Origin of the sequence: Streptomyces sp. NPDC059718, from assembly GCF_042733315.1 — a bacterium.
Lineage (GTDB): Bacteria > Actinomycetota > Actinomycetes > Streptomycetales > Streptomycetaceae > Actinacidiphila.
In genome coordinates, this window is sequence record NZ_JBHWGA010000047.1 from 40,252 (window position 1) to 54,727 (window position 14,476).

The 14,476-nt window shown below is 71.9% G+C and carries 15 protein-coding genes; 2 read left to right on the forward strand and 13 right to left on the reverse strand.

Features of this window, described 5'->3' with window-relative positions; translation table 11 throughout:
* Nucleotides 1-140 precede the first annotated feature (140 nt).
* Both ACFV3E_RS36860 and ACFV3E_RS36865 read left to right on the forward strand, forming a co-directional pair.
* Entirely contained in the window at nt 141-1,517 is a 1,377-nt protein-coding gene (locus ACFV3E_RS36860; RefSeq protein ID WP_500539360.1) for a DUF2637 domain-containing protein, read from the forward strand.
* Between the two features lie 77 nt (nt 1,518-1,594).
* Nucleotides 1,595-1,840, forward strand: coding sequence for a hypothetical protein (locus ACFV3E_RS36865; RefSeq protein WP_500539362.1), 246 nt, complete (start codon nt 1,595-1,597; stop codon nt 1,838-1,840).
* Nucleotides 1,841-2,079: 239 nt separating this feature from the next.
* Here ACFV3E_RS36865 and ACFV3E_RS36870 read toward each other — a convergent pair whose 3' ends face one another.
* From ACFV3E_RS36870 to ACFV3E_RS36930, 13 genes are all read right to left on the reverse strand, one after another.
* A complete protein-coding gene (locus ACFV3E_RS36870) occupies nt 2,080-2,541 on the reverse strand; it encodes a hypothetical protein (protein ID WP_500539364.1) in 462 nt (153 codons plus the stop codon).
* A 93-nt stretch (nt 2,542-2,634) separates the two neighbouring features.
* Nucleotides 2,635-6,120 carry a LysM peptidoglycan-binding domain-containing protein gene (locus tag ACFV3E_RS36875; protein WP_500539366.1) on the reverse strand — a complete coding sequence of 1,162 codons (3,486 nt, stop codon included), beginning with the start codon at nt 6,118-6,120 and terminating at the stop codon, nt 2,635-2,637.
* 22 nt (nt 6,121-6,142) lie between these two features.
* Nucleotides 6,143-6,583, reverse strand: coding sequence for a TadE/TadG family type IV pilus assembly protein (locus ACFV3E_RS36880; RefSeq protein WP_500539368.1), 441 nt, complete (start codon nt 6,581-6,583; stop codon nt 6,143-6,145).
* Nucleotides 6,584-6,591: 8 nt separating this feature from the next.
* Nucleotides 6,592-7,044, reverse strand: coding sequence for a TadE/TadG family type IV pilus assembly protein (locus ACFV3E_RS36885; protein ID WP_500539370.1), 453 nt, complete (start codon nt 7,042-7,044; stop codon nt 6,592-6,594).
* A complete protein-coding gene (locus tag ACFV3E_RS36890; RefSeq protein ID WP_500539372.1) occupies nt 7,041-7,487 on the reverse strand; it encodes a TadE family protein in 447 nt (148 codons plus the stop codon). Before ACFV3E_RS36890 ends, ACFV3E_RS36885 begins: the two co-directional genes overlap by 4 nt.
* A gap of 7 nt (nt 7,488-7,494) precedes the next feature.
* A complete protein-coding gene (locus ACFV3E_RS36895; RefSeq protein WP_500539374.1) occupies nt 7,495-7,701 on the reverse strand; it encodes a hypothetical protein in 207 nt (68 codons plus the stop codon).
* Nucleotides 7,702-7,726: 25 nt separating this feature from the next.
* Nucleotides 7,727-8,608 (reverse strand): type II secretion system F family protein, encoded by an 882-nt coding sequence (locus ACFV3E_RS36900; protein WP_500539422.1) that lies wholly within the window; start codon nt 8,606-8,608, stop codon nt 7,727-7,729.
* Nucleotides 8,605-9,582: a type II secretion system F family protein gene (locus ACFV3E_RS36905; RefSeq protein ID WP_500539376.1), complete on the reverse strand. Its 978-nt coding sequence runs from the start codon at nt 9,580-9,582 to the stop codon at nt 8,605-8,607. The genes ACFV3E_RS36900 and ACFV3E_RS36905 overlap by 4 nt, the downstream gene beginning before the upstream one ends.
* Entirely contained in the window at nt 9,579-10,964 is a 1,386-nt protein-coding gene (locus tag ACFV3E_RS36910) for a TadA family conjugal transfer-associated ATPase (protein WP_500539378.1), read from the reverse strand. Before ACFV3E_RS36910 ends, ACFV3E_RS36905 begins: the two co-directional genes overlap by 4 nt.
* Before the next feature lie 85 nt (nt 10,965-11,049).
* On the reverse strand, nt 11,050-11,871 hold the full coding sequence (locus tag ACFV3E_RS36915) for a CpaE/TadZ family protein (RefSeq protein WP_500539379.1): 822 nt from the start codon (nt 11,869-11,871) through the stop codon (nt 11,050-11,052).
* The gene (locus tag ACFV3E_RS36920; RefSeq protein WP_500539380.1) at nt 11,871-12,617 is read right to left on the reverse strand and encodes an SAF domain-containing protein; all 747 of its coding nucleotides are present in this window, start codon (nt 12,615-12,617) and stop codon (nt 11,871-11,873) included. Before ACFV3E_RS36920 ends, ACFV3E_RS36915 begins: the two co-directional genes overlap by 1 nt.
* Before the next feature lie 33 nt (nt 12,618-12,650).
* The gene (locus ACFV3E_RS36925; RefSeq protein WP_500539382.1) at nt 12,651-13,349 is read right to left on the reverse strand and encodes an ATP/GTP-binding protein; all 699 of its coding nucleotides are present in this window, start codon (nt 13,347-13,349) and stop codon (nt 12,651-12,653) included.
* A gap of 191 nt (nt 13,350-13,540) precedes the next feature.
* Nucleotides 13,541-14,152, reverse strand: coding sequence for a hypothetical protein (locus ACFV3E_RS36930; protein WP_500539384.1), 612 nt, complete (start codon nt 14,150-14,152; stop codon nt 13,541-13,543).
* Nucleotides 14,153-14,476 lie beyond the last annotated feature (324 nt).

Below are 14,476 nucleotides of genomic sequence, written 5' to 3' on the forward strand. Positions count from 1 at the left end.
CGGCGGTGCGGCTTCGCTGGGCGTATGAGCCTGCTGTCGCGGCATCGTGATGCCCAGGGGGGTGAACCATGCGACCCCATCGTGAGAGTGTTGGCCTTGGCTACAGCGTGTGACAGAAGAAGCAGGAGGGGCCGCCGGTCGTGGAGGGGGCAGCACAAGACACCGAGCAGCTGGGGCGTACCCAGCGGATCCTGATCGGTGTCGTCGTGATCGGCGCGGTCATCATCGCCGCGATCGGCTTCGCCGGCTCGTACGCCGCGGTGCGGGAGCTGGCGCTGCGCAAGGGCTTCGGCGCCTTCGCGAACGTCTTCCCGATCGGCGTCGACGCCGGGATCGTGGTCCTGCTCGCGCTCGACCTGCTGCTGACCTGGCTGCGCATCCCGTTCCCGCTGCTGCGCCAGACCGCCTGGCTGCTCACGGCCGCGACGATCGCCTTCAACGGCGCGGCGGCCTGGCCCGACCCGCTCGGCGTCGGGATGCACGGCATCATCCCGATCCTCTTCGTCGTCTCGGTGGAGGCCGCGCGGCACGCGATCGGCCGGGTCGCCGACATCACCGCCGACAAGCACATGGAGTCGGTCCGGCTCGCGCGCTGGCTGCTCGCCCCGACCGCGACCTTCCGCCTCTGGCGGCGCATGAAGCTGTGGGAGCTCCGCTCCTACGACGACGTCATCCGCCTCGAGCAGGAACGCCTCATCTACCAGGCGCGGCTGCGCGCCCGGTACGGCCGGGCCTGGCGCCGTATGGCCCCTGTCGACGCCCTGATGCCGCTGCGGTTCACCCGCTACGGCATCCCCTTGACTGAGACGGGCCCTGCGGGCTTGGCCGCGGCCGGGATCGAACTCCCCGCCGCGTGGGAGCGCCCGGCCATCGAGCCGGCTACGCCCGAGGAGACCGAAGGATCGGTCGTACGGCACCTGCGGCCCGAGCCGGCGCCGCTCCCTGAGCCGAGCGTGCCGGCGCAGACCGCGGCCGCCACCGAGGCTCCGGCCCGCCGCGTCACCGTCACCGTCGCTGTCCCCGAGGTCGGCCCGGAGCCGGAATCCGAGACGGAGCCCGAAGCACCCGGCCCTGCGCAGGTGCCCGCAGCGGAAGAACCAGCGCCCACCGACGGCCAGGTCCCGCAGCTCACGACGGTCGACCGCTACTACCGCGTCTGGGACGAGTACCGGCGTGCACACGGCCTGGCCATCACCGACGACAAGCAGCTGACGGACAAGGTGCTGTCAGCTCACCTTGCCACTCTCGGGATGACTGGCCGCGGCGGTGCCCCGGTCAGCCCCTCCACCCTGCGCCGCTACCTGCCCGCGTTCCGGATCTACGCCGTCTGGCACGAGCACCTGGAGCGCGACGGGGTCGCCCCGGACGAGTACCTCCTGGCGCAACTGCTCACCGCGCGCGGGATCGTCGCCCAGTACAACGCCGTCTACACCCCGGGCAAACTCGAGCCGTTCGTGGCAGACTTCCCGCGCCGCCGTGCTGCACTCGCGGCCGACCAGATGCTGAGCGACGCCTGATCGTCGAACACGCATTTGGCGGGTGTGGTGTCGGTCGCTTACAAAGGACATAACCGACGCATCGGAGGAAGCGCCGTATGACCGACGGGGCAAGCCCCGCTCCCCGCGCCAACGCCGTCCTGGCCCGCGACTGCGAACACTGCCGCGGATGGGGAACCATCGTCACCGACCTCGGCCACCACGAACTGTGCCCGCACTGCCAGCCCGCGGGCGAGCAAGAGCCCACACCGGCACCCTCGCACACCACCCGGCCCCCAGGCGGAGCGCGCTACGCCTCGCCCCGCCGGTGGGGCCGCCGCACACAGCGGGGACGCGTCGGCTGACACCCCCGCGAGAACCGAAGGGGCTCCTGCCGCGATCATCGCGGCAGGAGCCCCTTCGCTTGTGCTGACTACCAGCCCAGGTCGCCGAAGCCCCAGGTGCTGTCACCGGCGGCCCACGTGCTGTCGCTCATGGTTGTCCCCCCTTTCTCTTGTGCAGGTCAGGACACGCTATGTCGATCATGGCTGTGTTGTCACTGCGGCCGCGGAAGAAGGCACCCGTCCGACCTGGGCACTCGCGCTCAGGGGCGACTGAACGTGGCGCCGAACAGGGAAGGACTCTCGCGTAGGACCTCGGCCCGCGCTTGCGCTTCTCCCCTCGGCGGGCAGTTCACCCACGTAGCCAGCACCCGCGACACCGCGGCGCACACCGCCTGCACGTGCACTGACAGGTCCTCATCCACAGCGCCGTACCCGCCGTCGGAGAGGTTCGGGCCGGTCACGACAGCCGTCCCGTAGAGCCCGTACGGCAGCCCGGTGCCGCGCCAGGTGCTGGCCAGCGCCCACGCGGCGACGTTGAGCTGCCGGGCTGGGCTGAGGGAGCCCTGGCCGTGGACGTGGATGAGGGCGCGCCGGTGGTAGACCGCGCCGTCGACGGCGCCACTGAGCAGAGCGCGCAATACCTGGCGTTGCCTGGTGTAGTCCTCGGGCAGCTCGAACGGCTGCACCACTCCAGTGACTTCAAGCCGCAGTGCGGCGACCATGACTTACCTCCCCCGTATCGGCGTTAGGCTGATCGGCAGTGGGTGTCGGCCGCGTTCCCCCGTCGCGGCCGGCACCCGCTTCCGTGTGTCGTGTCAGGCGCCGCCGGGTGCGGCCGCCAGGTCCCCGGACTCCTCCAGCACTGCGGCGATGGCGTGCTCGGTGCGCGCGTCCATGGAGATGTCGTAGGCCCGGGTGACCTCGGTGACCCGCGCCACCGCTTTGCGGGCCCCCGAGTGATTGCCGGCGGCCTGCTCGATCGCGATCCAGTCGCGGTAAAGGACCTCGGCGGTCTCATCGATGTCCAGGCCTCGCAGCACCGCGCCCCGGGCCGCGTCCCAGTCCGGCGCGTCACCTGCGCAGTGCCAGGCGGCGAGCGTGTGCACGACGTCGACGATGCGGGACAGCATCTCCTGCTGCACGGACACCGCCCACGGATACTCCTGGCCGTCGAACGGCCGGCCTCGCACCAGCGCCAGCGCGGCTTCCAGGTCCGCCATGCCAGCCGCCGGGCCCGCGGCCAGGCCCCGGGTCGCGAGGTCCTGGAAGGTCGCCCAGTCCGAGCGGATCGACGCGTCGAACGCGTATCCCGAGCCTGCTCTGGGCCGGGGCAGGTACGGCTGGCCGTCCGGAGTGGCTCCGCATCGGGCCCGGATCTCCGACAGCCGGGACTGCAGGGTGCGAGTCGTCCACGGCGAGGCCGGGTCCATGAACGTGCACAGCGCGTCGGCGTTCCTCCCGGGTTTGAGGTAGATCAGGGCCGCGAGCGTCTCCAAGCGCGGGCCATGCCCGGAGCCGGTGATCCCGGACACCTGCAGCGAGCCGAGCACATTGATCTCAGGAGCCTTCGGGCCGGACGGCTCAGGCATCGACGCCACCTCACCTGCGGCCCCGACGACCTCCCCGCTGTCCACGGCGACGACACCATCCTGGTCCTCCGGCCCAGTACCTGAGTCTGGGCCGGACGGCGCAGTTGCTTTGACCAGGTGGATCCGGCCTGGGTCGGCGGTGGCCAGCAGAGGCGGGAACGGAGTGCCTGCCTCGGTGCCCGCGTCGGCGTCGTCGGCGATCGGGTGCAGCAGCATAGGATGCGGCGCCGGCCGCGAGGTTGCGGCAGCGTGAGCGTGGTCCTCGGCCAGCTGCCACGCGCCCGTCGCGCGGTCCGCGGGCTGATCCGCGACGTCGAGAGCGTGGACCAGTTCCCGGTACTGCTCATCCGTCAGCCGCTGCAACTCCACCGAGCCAGCCGCCAACTGAGGGAAGACCGCCGTCGTCGTCCCGGCGACAGGAACGGCGCCGGCGTCAGGGAAGGCCTGCCGGGTCGCCGGGGTCTCGGGCAGGACCACGGTGACCGGCAGGTGCCGGGCGGCGGCGATCGCGTCGGCGAGCTGCCAGACCTGCTCGGGATCGACATCGGCCGCACAGATCAGGATCCATGGCAGCGGCTCCACCGCCTGGTCCTCGCCGTGCTGATACACCTCCACCAGCAGCGCCCCGAGATCGGAGACCACCGACGCCAGATGCGGCATCGCCCGCAACCGGCCCTTCGGCAACAGCCCCGCCAGACGGCTTCCCAACCCCACGGTCAGGACCTCAGTGTGGTCACTCCACGCGCTGGTGCCCGCCTCCAACGCCAGCGCCCGGCCCACGGCCAGAACATCCTCCGGCGTCCCGTCCAGCAGCAGACCGCCGGTCTGGAAGAGGTTGATCAGCACCAGGTCGCCGGACTCGGCCGCGCCGAGGGTGACCAGCCCCGGATACGGCGCGGGAACCTCCCGCGCCTGCTCCGCCAGCAGCAGCGGCAGACCGCTGTCCAGCGCCCAAACGCCGGCCGACTGGCCCGTCGTGAACGGCGGGGCCGGGTCGGCTTCGGGGTCGTCGACGACCAGGTGCACTGCGCCGGACGCGGTGACCCGGGCACCCTGCACCACGGGGACCTGGTCGCCGGACTCGGCCGCACGGTGGGCCAGGGTACGCAGCACGGTGTCCAGCAGTGCGACGCCGGCTGGCTCGCCTGCGGCCTGCAGGATCTGCTCGGTCCGGGTCGGGTCGTCGTCGATCGCGATGGTCTCGCCCGCCCGGCGCCGGCGCTGCTGCAGAATCCGCCGCACCCCCAGTGCCCCCGTCAGCAACGCGGCCAGCAACGCACCGATCCCGGCCATCAGCACGACCTGCCGCTCCATCCCGGAATCCGGCGTGGTGTCAGCACGCCCTGCCGGGGCCAAGTCTGCGGAGGCCGGCGGCGCGGGAGGCGCCGACAGTGAAGCCGGTGCCTCGGCCGCGGAGGGCGCCCCCGACCGCGGCGACCCGGGCGGGGTAGCAGCGGTCGGTTCCGTGGACGCGCTGGTGCGCTCCGTCGGCCGTGCGGGGTCAGGAGCCCTGTCGGGCACAGCAGTCTCAGCCGGGCGGGTCGGCAGCGAGGTCTCCCCGTTCGGCGCTGCGACCGCTGGCGGTGTCGCAGCTGCGGTAGAGGGTGCCGTCTGCGGAGCTGTGGAGGGACTCGCCGTAGGCTCGCGCTCACCGGGAACGTCGGCGTTGCCTGGCGGCGTTGTGCGGTTGCGGGGTTGCTCGGGGTTGTCGTGGTGCGGCCTTGCCGGTGCAGCGTGGCTTCCCGCGCGCGGGAGGTCGAGGTGTTGGCCGGGGTAGATGAGGTCGGGGTCGGTGAAGTGACCCCCACCGGGCTGGGCTTCGCCCCGGTTGAGACGGAAGATCGCCGGGTAGCGGTCGGCGTCACCGAGTTCGTCTTCGGCGATCTGCGACAGGGTGTCGCCCGGCCGCACCGTGTACGCCTCCGGCCGGGTTTCCTCGAGGGCACTCCCACGGCCGCCCTGCGCACGGGGTCCGGTGGGCGCGGCGTCGTCGGGCAGGAGCAGCACCCACCCGGGCCGGATCGGATCCTCCGCCCGGAAAACGGTGCCGTCGGTCATGGTGCGTCCCTCGTTGAGGGCAGCGATCTCTTCCCAGCGGTAGCCGTCGCCGAGCCGGTCCTCGGCGATCGACCACAAGCTCTCCGCCGGACGGACCGCCCGCACTGTATGCGTGACCGTCCCGTCCTGCTGCTCTGCCTGAGCAGTCGCGGCCGAGGTGGCCGCGGCATGTCCGCCTTGGGCGGGAGAACTGGCGGCCGCCGCGGTGGTGGTGACAGTGTGGGCGGGGGTCGGTGAGGCCAGAGCAGTGCCGGTGGGCAGCGCGACCAGGATGGCGCCGACCAGTGCGGCGGCCGCGCGCTGGCCGACCAGCAGCCGTAGCCTCGGTGCGGTCCGGCCGCGCAGCTGAACCGGGACCTCGACAGCTACGGCGGCCGCGAAGCCCGCCCACCCGGCCCAGCCCGCCACGGCGAGGGCCAGCAGGAACACCTGACCGGAGTCCTGCGTGCTCAGCAGGTTGCCCAGTGCTTGGATGCCGGGCGGGCCGACGATGGCGGTGCCCCACCACAGCAGCATCGGCAGGCCGAGCAGAAGTGCGCCCAGCAGCAGAAGGCTCGCGGCCGCGCGCGCGACCGCGCCGATGGTGGCGCCACGGGTACGTGCCTCGCGGGTGGGTGGTCTGCGCGGCGGACGGACAACAGATGGCTGTGGCATGGCGGGTGGCCCTTCTCGTGGGCTATTCGGGCTGGTCGACGCCGTGCAGTAGCGTCGCGGTGCCGTGCCCGGTGACATCCATGGAGCCGATGCCGATCACGAGCAGGAACCGGGTGGCGTAGGTGGTGGTGACGACGACGGTCAGCTCGCTGCGGTCCGGCGAGACGCGCACGATTCCGTGGACGCCGGCCTGACGCAGGTACTCCGAGGCGGCGGCCTCGGCGGCCGCAGGGTCGACGTGGATCGCGGTGCCGGTGACAGCGTCGGTGGGATCGAGGGCTTGGCCGCCGGCGCGGGCGGCTTCCAGCGCGAGGGCGTCGGCGCGTTCGGTGGCACGCAGCTTGCCGCCGCCGTCCAGGACTAGCCCGGCGATCGCGAGCAGCGCCACGGTGCAGATCGCGACGAACACCGCGATCCCGCCCTGGTCTCCCCGCCGCAGGCGGCGCCCAGCTGATCCGAGCATGGCCCGCGTCATGCGTCCCGCCTGGCGCGGAAAGCATCCACGACGCTGGTGAACGAGCTCGTCAGCGTCTTGGTTCCGGGAGCTCCCGGCAGCAGCAGATCCGACAGGTCGACGGTGCAGCGGACAGTGACGGTGACGTAGCCGACCTGGCCGACTGGCACAGACAGGCCCGAGGCGTCGACGTCCACGTCGGTGCTGGCGCAGTGGACGCCTTGGTCTTCCAACGAGCGGGTGGCAGCGTCGGCAGCCGCGGACTGAGCGGCGAGCTGGGTGCGTTCCAGCGAGGCGGCGCGGGCTGCGTCCTCGGCGGCCGCATCGGCCTTTCCGCCGGAGACGGCGAGGCGTCCAGCGGCGATGGCCAGGCACAGGAACGCGATCAGCAGCGGCGTGACGATCGCGGCCTGGACCGCCTCACTTCCCCGGTCGCCCCGCAGCCGTGGTCGGTGCGTCGGGCGCGTCATGGCCTGGTCCACCGTTCGCGTGGGCCGGTGGCGGACGCGTCGATGTGCAAGCCTCCGATACCGGGCAGCAGGGAGGGAGCGGTGCCCGTCACCGTGACCCGCACGGACTCCGTGCCGCTGCCGACCGTGGTGACGGTCGGGGCCCGGAGGCTGTCACCGGCGATTCGGCTGAGGACCTCTCGCGCTCGGGCGGCGCCGTCAGCATCGGTGGCCTGGTAGGTGCGGGCGGCGGTGACGCCTTCACGTGCAGCCGCCAGGGCGATGTTGCGTGCGTGGAACCACATGCCGGCTTGCACCACGGCCAGGGTGAGCAAGATGACGAACGGGAACACGATCGCCATCTGGATCGAGGCCTCGCCCCGGTCCCCACGCCGCCTGGCCGTAGCCGGCACCCGACGGGCGACCCCTACCGCGCTGCTGCTCGTGCCCGTTGCCCTGGCCATCGTCTGGTCAGATCCCGTTGAGCAGGCCGTTGTACTTGCTGACGATGACGCCGATGGTGCCGGCGATGGCCAGCGCGCCGCCGACGGCGGCGACCCAGATGATGACGGTGGTGATGGAGATGTCGCCGCGGTCGCTGCCGCGGGCGCGGCCCTGCTCGAGGCGGCCGCGCACCCACAACACAGCAGCAGTCGCGGCGCGGGTCAGGGGATTCATCTTCGGGCGCTCCTTCGGCGTGTGGTCAGGTCGTGAGGATGCGGATGACCGCGGGGAAAGCGATGAGAAGCATGACCAGCACCGCGAGCAGAGCGCCGGGGGCGGTCATCTTCTCGCTGTTGGCATTCGCCTCTGCGGCCTGCGCGGCCAGCAGTTCGGTGCGCAGGTTCCGGGCGCGGGCGCGAAGCGTGGCGTAGACGGCGGCGCCGTCGTCGGTGGACTGCCGCATGATGGCCGCGAGGTCATCCAGCGCCGGCAGGTCCAGTTCGGCGGTGAGCCGGGTCAGGCTTTCCCAGTGCGGGACCTTGTCCACCCGGGACTGCATCAGGGCCTGCTGGATCCGGGCGAACGCCCAGCCGTCTGCGACCTGCGCTGCCTGTTCCAGGGCCTGCTCGGCGGAGACGTTCCCGGCCCGGCGCAACGCGACCAGGTCCAGGTATGCGGCCATGGCGTGCGCGAACTCCTCCCGCGCGCGCCGGGCCTGGTCGCGCAGGGCGAGATCGGGAGCGAACCACAGCACCGCGGCGAACAGCACACCGACCACGGCCGGCAGATACAGCGGCAGGCCGAGCAGCAGCAGCGGAATCCCGGCCAGTGGCGGCATCAGTAGCCCTGCGCCGGTGAGCGCGGTCTTCGTGAGCAAGAACCGGCCCGGCGACGTGCCCACCAGCGCGAGGTTCTTCCGGGGAATCCGGACCCCGGGAAGGCTGCCGACGTGGTCGACCAGCCACGCCCCCCACCGCTCATGGCGGTCGGCGCTGTCCAGCTCGGGGGTCGGGGGAGCGGGGTGATTCATACGCTGCAGCGCTGGGCCCAACGCGGGTGCAGGCTTGAGGAGTTCCTTGACCAGCAGCGCCATCCCAGCGCCAACCGTGGCGCCGGCCAGCAGCGCACCCACCGGGATCACCACGCCTCCTTACCGGCTGACCTGGACGGACCGGGTACGGGCTCCACGTCACGGTGCGATGGGTGAGTGAGCCTCTGCGAGGGGGCGGTGACGCGGCTGCGCGTGTCGGCGATCAGGAACCGCGGCACGGGGTGATGGTCGGCGAGTTGCCGCATCCACACCAGCACCGCCACGAAGGCGGCAGCGAGCAGCGCCAGGACCAGCTGGCCGAGCAGGGAACTGTAGGGGGCGGTGTAGCCGGGGATGAGGAATCCGAAGGCGACCACACCGAGCGTGATCAGGGTCATCCACCGCACGGTGGTGCGGGGCTTGGCCCGGTCCGCTTCGATCTGCCGCCGCTTGGCGACCTCCTCATGCACCGACGCCGCCAGGTCTTCCAACGCCTGCGCCAGCCCCGGGCCGCGATCGGCGGCGGACAGCACCAGGGCGCCGACGACCTTGTCCGCGGTCACGTCGTCGAGTGCGTCACCGAAGACGCGCAGCGCATCGTCCGGCCGCCAGCCGACAGCGAGCCGGTCGACCAGTTCGCCAACCTCGCCCGCAATGGCCTCCGGCACGCCCTTCCCGGACAGAGCGAGAGCTTCGTCCAGGCCGCGGCCGAGCCGCAGCACGTTCGACAGCCGCTGCGTCCAGTCCCCGAGCGCCTCCAGCCGGGCGATCCGAACGCTCGCGCCCTTGGTCGGCGCCAGCAGCCACGGAACCCCCGGCACGGCCAGCAGCACCAGCACGCCGGCCACGAACACCCCCGTCACCGCCCACACCGCAGCGCTGGCAATGGCACCGGCAGCGAGCCGGGTCCTGCGCTGTTCCAGCGCCCGACGTCCGGCACCCGCAGCCCCTGCGGTCTGTATCCGGGACCACATGGACGGCGTTCGGGGAGCATCGGTGCCGGTCACGCCGACGACGATGCCGACCAGCCCGGCGACCAACGCGGCGCCGGTGATGCCCCACAGCAGCAGTCCCGCGCCGTTCACGACGCCTCCCGGATCATCAGCTGCAGCTGGGTGGGCCAGGTGCCGGCCGGTTCGTCCAGGAGTTCCGGGGCGAAGCCGGCCCGCCGAAGGTCAGCGACGCACCGCGGGTGCATCATCGGCATCGCTCTCGGCTCGTCCCATTCCGGGCGCGGCCCGAAGATGAGGTTCGTATCGGGGCGGCCACCCTCGCCGATCCCGGTGACCTCCAGCACGTGGGACACGAACCGGTGCCGATGCCCGCCGATGCGGGTCTCATCGATGGAGGTGACGAAGACGATGAAGTCCAGGCCGTTCGCGGTCTGCCGGTACGCCAGCGCTTCGCTCATGTTCGCCTGCGCGAGCAGGTAGAGCTCGGCGATCCGGTCGAACACCACGTTCGGGTGGATCGCGTGGAGCGTGGACAGGTTGCCGCCCTGCCCGTTGGTCATGGCCTGGAGCATCGCCACGATCTCCGGGCCGCGGACTTCACCGACCACGATCCGCGCCAGCGACATGCGCAGCGCCCGGTACATCAGGTCCATCAGCGTGATCTCACCAGCGCTGCGGCCGTCGACCCGCTCACCGTTGGACTCCCGGGCCTCCATCGGCACGACCTGCTGGTGAAAGCCGTTCTCGTGCGCGAACAGCTCGTACTCCGTCTCCAGCGTGGCGAACCGCTCTTGCGGGTCGATCTCCCGTAGCAGTGCACGGAGGAGAGTGGTCTTCCCGGCGGCCTGCCCGCCCACGACCATGACGTTCTTCTCCGCCCGCACGCACGCGGACAGGAATGCCTGCAGCGTGGTGTCGAGCATGCCCCGGGCGACCAGGTCGTCGAGGCTGGCGTGGCGCATGGAGTGTCGGCGGATCGTCACATACGTCCCTGGCGTGACGTCGATGACTGCCTGCAGCCGCGATCCGTCGTCCAGTCGCAGAGCGAGGAACGGGTCTGCGGTCGACAGGCTTCGTTCCGACTGGCCGGTGGTGCGGCGTGCGAGATCGCGCAGGAGCTCGCGGAGCTCGTCGTCGGAGTCGGCGACCGGCGCGACGTGGGCGCGGCGGCCGTCGGTGAAGTCCAGCACCACGGTGCGGTAGCCGTTGATGAAGATGTTCTCCACCGCCGGATTGTCCAGATGGGCCTGGAGCCGGCCAGCGCGGAACTGCAGATCGAACACCGCCTGAGCGATCGCCGCGTCCTCTGTCGGCCTGGTGGCCTGCCCGCAGCGCACCGCCTCGGCGTCCGACCAGATCGCGACCTGCTCGTTGATCAGCGCACGTCCCTGCTGCTCCTGCGCGGCCGCGGTCATCCCCGGCCGGGCCCGCAGCAGCTCCCCGAGCCGCTCACCGACCTCCTTCTTGATCAGCCGCACCGCCGCGTAGTCGACCACGCCCGGAGGCCGCGGCATGGGACCTCGCGCCACAGGGCGCAGCGGCGTCGGCTGTGCCGCAGGGGACACAGCCGGTGGGAGCCCGGGCTGGTGGTGCACAGGTTCAGCGCGCACCGGTCACCGCCCTTCCCTCGAGGGAACTCCGCGCCGGGACGGACAGGCGGGCCCGGCGGGTGGCGACCAGTTGCCGGATCCGCGTGGTCGCCGACCGAGCAGCCCGCATCAGCTCTGACACCTCGAACTTCCGCGGCTGGTCCGCACCGTCGGACAGCACCGCGGCCTCACTCGGCCGCCACGGCAGCACCGCCACCACCTCCGCCTGGAGCTGCCGCTGAACCTCGGCGGCCGGGAACGGCCCAGCGTCGACCAGCAGCAGCCGGACCTCCGCCGTGGTGCCGAGCTGCTCCCGCAGCGCGGCGAGACGGACTTCGGCACTCTGCAAGCCGCGCAGGGTGTTCCGGGCGACCAGCAGCACCACGTCGGCGCGCTGCGCGAGGACCTGCGACGGGCCGAACGCCCCGCGCCGGCCGAGGTCGACCAGCACGTCATGTGCGTGGGCTTCGATCCCCGCGAACATCGCAGACAGCGGCTTCCACACCGGGCTCATCGAGGAGGCGTGTGCCGGGTCGTACAGGCCGGGCAGGACCAGCCGGTCCCGGGTGCCGGCGTCGGTGACGTCGACCAACTGCCGCCAGAACGCCTCACCGAGCTGACCCTGCCGCGCCGCGAGCGCGAGGTTCCGCAGTCCGTGCGCACCACCGAGGGTCCCTTGCAATGCTCCGGGCAGGATCGCCCCGCCGTCAAGGTCGCACTCCGCCAGCACCACCCGATGCCCACTCTCAAGTGGCCAGGTCAGCAGCAGCGCCATCGCCGTGGTCGTGACACCCGGCGCGCCGAGGCCTCCGGCGAGCGCGATGACCGCCATCACGAACCGTCCCGGGCGACCACGACCAGGGCGACGTTCCCGGTCGCTGCCCGGGCGGCCAGCGCGGGGCCGTCGGTGGCGGGCACGGCGACGTCGACGACCACGGCTCCCGTGGCGGTCGCGGGCCGGCCGACCGCGACGACCTTCGCCGACAGCGTCACCGGCTCCACTCCGTTCTCCGCCGTGGGGCCGTTGCCGTTGGTCGCGGTCCGGGACGGCGCGCCGTTGGGGTCGGGGGTGGACACGATCAGCACCTTCTCCCCGGGCACCAGAGGCGTCGCCGGAAGCTGGGACGGCTTCACGCTGACCCCGACCAGCTGCTCACCGGGCCCGAGCAGGGACTGGTCCGTGACCTGTGACGGCGCGAGCAGAGAGCCAGCCTTCAAGTCGGTCGCCGCGCGCTGCCCAACCAGCCCGCCGGCTCGGGATGCGTTCACGGACCGCACAGCCGGGTCCAGGGCGATCGACGCTGTCGCGAGGTCGGCTTCGGTGATGCGGGTGCCGACCGGCACGTCACGGGCGACGACGACCACCGCGGTGCGGTGACCGGAGCTGGAGTACAAGACGGCGCCCGACAGGCCCCCGGCGGCGATGAGCGCGACCGACAGGGCGATCAAGCCCGGGCGGCGCCGGCGTTGCCGGACCATCCGCGGTGCGGCGACCGGTCCGGCCTGCGGACCCGCCGGGGCTGTCGGAGCGTCCGCGGCCGCGGAGGGCGGGGCGACGGATCGGGTGATGCTGCTCATGAGGGTGCCTCCTGCTGTTGGGAGGTCAGCGGGTCATTGGCCGAGGACCTGGACTTCGCCGACGCGCAGCTGGACCTGGGAAGAGCGGGTCGTGCTGAGGTCGCCGCGCTGGCCGCCGCCGGCCCAGTGCACGTCCCACGTGGCGGTCGCGGTCACCCAGAAGACGTCGCCCTTACCGCCGTCGGACGTGGTGGCGTAGCGGTAGCCGCAGCTGGGGGAGTCCTTCGCGCCTTCCGACTCCTTGTATGGGGTGCCGGCGCCGCAGGTGACGGTATGGCCGTCGCCCATGTCCCACACGATCTTCCACACGTGCGCGGTCGCCGTCACCGTGATGCCGCCCGCGGTCACGGACTCCGCAGCCGGGCCCCAGGTGCGGGGGCTGGTGCGGTTCCACAGCCACACCGGCATCCCGACCACACCCGTCTTACCGGGCTCCGGCACGATCCCGATGTCCGGGCCGTCGATCGGCAGCCGCTTCACGGCCTCGGCGGCGAGCTGGGCCGGGTCGACACCGCCGTCCATGCCCGGCGGCGGAGCGGCCCGCCACTGCACCGGCGGCCCCTCATCGGGGCAGTACGCGTCGTAGACGGCGCCGTCACCGGGCTTGTGCCCCTGCCATGCCGGGTCGCCGGCCGGCGGCAGCGGCTCCATGACCTTGAAGTAGCAGTTCGGGCTCCACCACCCCAGATCCTTCAGGTAGCAGGGCACCTCGGCGTCCTGCAGCGTGTCCACGCACCGCCGGGAGGAGGGTCCGCCGCCAGAGCCCTGGTCGCGGGGCGTGGTGCTGCCGGGCTCGCCGGGCACGGTCACTCCGACCTGGCAGGACCCGCGTGAAGGGCACACGACCCCGGTGTCCGCGACAGCAGGGTTCACTGCCGCGATCGCAAGACTGCCAGCGATGGCGAGGGCGGCCAGCGGCCGCCTCAGCACGACTGGTCCCGGGCGGCGGTGCTGTCGGTGACCACCCACCGGGTCCCGATCGTGCGGAGCTTGGAGTTCACCACGTACCGCTTGGCCTGGTTCGGTGCGGCGACGCTCTTGCCGGTCGCCTTCTTCACCGGCGTCCAGTTCGTGTCGTCCCAGCACACCGTCAGCGCGGCGCGGTGCGGACTCACCGACAGGTCCACGGTGGTCTTGGTGACGGTGAAGGCGGGCTTGCCCTTGGTGACGACGTCGTTGGTCCGGTTGATCAGCAGCGTCTTCTTGTCGTCAGCGAGGACCTGACCGGAGGCGTAGTGCTCGATGCCGGTGCCCTCGAACGTGGCCTTCGCGAACCCGGCGGTCTCCGCGCCAACCAGGCCCTGAAAGGCGGCTTCGACCTTGTCCTTGGCCGCCGTCGTCGGGTCCGGCGAGGCCGCACCCGCCTTCGACACGGTCGACTTGGCGGAGCTCGATGCCGCGGCCGGCTCGGCGGAATCCTTGTCGCCGCCGCAGGCGGCCAGCACGAGCATCCCCACGAACGCGGTGGCCGCCACTGCTGCACCCCGAAGGGCCCGGCGGGTCTGACGATGACGCTGGTCGGTGGTGCTCGGCACGGTACGGCCTCCCCCTGACATCGGCTGCGTAACCTCATCGACGCCCGACGCTGACGCGCGCTCACCGGGACGGTGCTCCCGAGACAGCAGCGCATCATGCGACGGGTGCCGCGGTGCGACATACGACGCACCGTACGGCGCCAACTCACCGCTTCCAACGGGGATCATCAGCGCGCTGACCCACTCGATCAGCTTTTGCCCTGTATGTCGGGCGGTGACTTTTTACTACACGTCACCGATGATTTCGGTGAGTGAAATCGCAGGCGCGTCATGGCGTCCTGCCGGTCCGGCCGGGGCACTTGCTGGCCCGGTCGTCGTCACGGT

Coding starts and splice junctions, on each gene's coding strand:
- ACFV3E_RS36865 (WP_500539362.1), top strand. CDS start 1,595: ATGACCGACGGGGCAAGCCCCGCTCCCCGCGCCAACGCCGTCCTGGCC.
- ACFV3E_RS36870 (WP_500539364.1), bottom strand. CDS start 2,541: ATGGTCGCCGCACTGCGGCTTGAAGTCACTGGAGTGGTGCAGCCGTTC.
- ACFV3E_RS36875 (WP_500539366.1), bottom strand. CDS start 6,120: ATGCCACAGCCATCTGTTGTCCGTCCGCCGCGCAGACCACCCACCCGC.
- ACFV3E_RS36880 (WP_500539368.1), bottom strand. CDS start 6,583: ATGCTCGGATCAGCTGGGCGCCGCCTGCGGCGGGGAGACCAGGGCGGG.
- ACFV3E_RS36885 (WP_500539370.1), bottom strand. CDS start 7,044: ATGACGCGCCCGACGCACCGACCACGGCTGCGGGGCGACCGGGGAAGT.
- ACFV3E_RS36890 (WP_500539372.1), bottom strand. CDS start 7,487: ATGGCCAGGGCAACGGGCACGAGCAGCAGCGCGGTAGGGGTCGCCCGT.
- ACFV3E_RS36895 (WP_500539374.1), bottom strand. CDS start 7,701: ATGAATCCCCTGACCCGCGCCGCGACTGCTGCTGTGTTGTGGGTGCGC.
- ACFV3E_RS36910 (WP_500539378.1), bottom strand. CDS start 10,964: ATGCCGCGGCCTCCGGGCGTGGTCGACTACGCGGCGGTGCGGCTGATC.
- ACFV3E_RS36915 (WP_500539379.1), bottom strand. CDS start 11,871: ATGGCGGTCATCGCGCTCGCCGGAGGCCTCGGCGCGCCGGGTGTCACG.
- ACFV3E_RS36920 (WP_500539380.1), bottom strand. CDS start 12,617: ATGAGCAGCATCACCCGATCCGTCGCCCCGCCCTCCGCGGCCGCGGAC.